At 63.0% G+C, this 1,845-nt stretch carries 1 protein-coding gene and 1 pseudogene; both read right to left on the bottom strand.

Annotation, left to right across the window (positions count from 1 at the left end):
* Positions 1-120: 120 nt before the first annotated feature.
* Positions 121-624: pseudogene (locus tag AB0305_RS23060) on the bottom strand (FAD-dependent oxidoreductase); the annotation flags it as partial.
* A gap of 267 nt (positions 625-891) precedes the next feature.
* The coding region (locus tag AB0305_RS23055) for a phytanoyl-CoA dioxygenase family protein (RefSeq protein WP_366174195.1) at positions 892-1,845 on the bottom strand (954 nt) is incomplete at its 5' end.

The raw sequence follows: 1,845 nt of genomic DNA, 5'->3' as shown, positions 1-1,845 counted from the left end.
CTGCACCCCGACGTGGTGATCGCCGTAGGCCAAGCCGGTGGCCGCGCCGAGATGTCGATCGAGCGCATCGCCATCAACGTGGACGATGCGCGCATGGTTCTTGGTTGCCAGCCAGTCAGCAAGCGACATGGCGTCGAACTCGGCGGCACGCGGCGACGTCCACGGCGCCGCTGTCGGCACGCTCTTGGCCAACTCCTCCAGCTCACGCCGCAGTTTCGGATCCGTGCCAAAGCCGCCGTCGCATTCGGTGGTAGCGCGTGCGTCGCCCGCCAGCATCACGATCTTGCCTTCCCAGTAGGTCAGAAAGGTGCTGACGCCGAGCTCGCGAGCCAGATCGGCAACCGCGGTCTGGCCCGGCCCGATCCACTGGCCGCCGGCTTCCGAAAAGTAGCCTTTTCCCAGGTCGTGATTGAGGGTGCGTCCACCGACACGGTCGCGCGCCTCCAGCACGACGAAGGACTCGCACCCCGCACGCTTGAGGTCGCGTGCAGCGGTCAGGCCGGCCAGCCCGGCGCCGATGATGGCGACCTCGAGCACGTCGCGGTCATCGCTGGCCGCAGTTGCGGCGCTCGCCACCTTCGGCAATACCGCCGCCGTTGCCGCTGCCGTTACTGACGCGGCCATACCGAGAAAGCCGCGCCGCGTGAGCGGCGCCGCATCCGTCGGCGCGTCGTGTTTCTTTGCAATGTCGTCCATCCTGACTCCCCGTGCTTAACTTGAAAAATCTGCGTGATTGATTGGCTTGCAATGCATTGCGCAACGTCGTCGATTCCTGCTGCGACGGTGCGTCGACGCCCTCGGGCATCGCGCGTGTGGCATCGCGGCTGGCACTGCTCTCCAAGCGGTTGATCTCCTCCCATGCAGTCCACGGGAAGAACGCATGCACTGGAGTCAGTTGAAGTGGCCAACCTCGACAAAATCGTCCTGCTGGAGCAACGCCTGGGGGTCAGTCATCACCCCGTTGCGTTCCACAAATCCTGCATAGGTCGTGCTACACGACCATCCCAGCAGCCGCTGCATTTCCTCGGGAAAGCGCTTGACGCGCTCGATCGGCAACGTCAGATAGTGGTTCTCTTCTTGCCGCAGGATCGCGAGGTCATATGACATGGTCAGCCCGGTCCGCGGCGCATTGCTTCGGTTCTGCCCACCTCCGTGGTACGTCGAACCGATGAAGATCAGAGCATCGCCAGCGTCCATCGAGGTCGGGATCGCCTCCTCTTGCTTCGGCATCCGCTCGTCATCCCACTTGTGGCTGCCCGGGATGACCAAGGTCCCACCGTTCTCTTCGGAAAAATCGGTGATGGCGATCATGATCTGCACGCGAGCTTCCCGGTTGTAGCCGGGGTGTCGCCACAGCCAGACTGAATCGTCACGATGCAACGGCTGCATGCCCTGACCAGGTCGAATCTGGATAGCCTGCGTTACGCCCACCTGAATATCGGGTGCCACCTCGACCTGGTTCTCGCCGCTCCAGAGCTTGATCGGCTTCTGCAGAATGAGGCGCGCGGTTTCGAGAAACAGTGAGTTCAGCGCGACGTCGACCATATGGTCGGTGCGGGCAAACAGGCGTGACAGGCGTCGCGTTTGCGTACCGGCAAAGTATTCGTCCACGCCGTTCGGGGTCGCTTCGAGCATCGGAAGAAGGTCCTTCTTCAGGTGTTCGAGCAGGCTTGGTGCGAGGAAGCCCTTCACGATCACACCGCCGTCCGCTTCAATGACGGACGCAAGTTCAGAGGGCGCTGCTGAGTTGCCCGCGCAGCAAGGGCCGGTCGACGCTAGTGCCCGCACCCCCGTCACCCGCGACGCCTGATCGCTCTTTCCATGCCCAAAGCCATCATGCTCAAA

This window comes from Arthrobacter sp. NPDC080086 (genome assembly GCF_040702285.1).
Note: the sequence above shows the minus strand (reverse complement) of the source record. Positions and strands in the feature narration are given on the sequence as shown.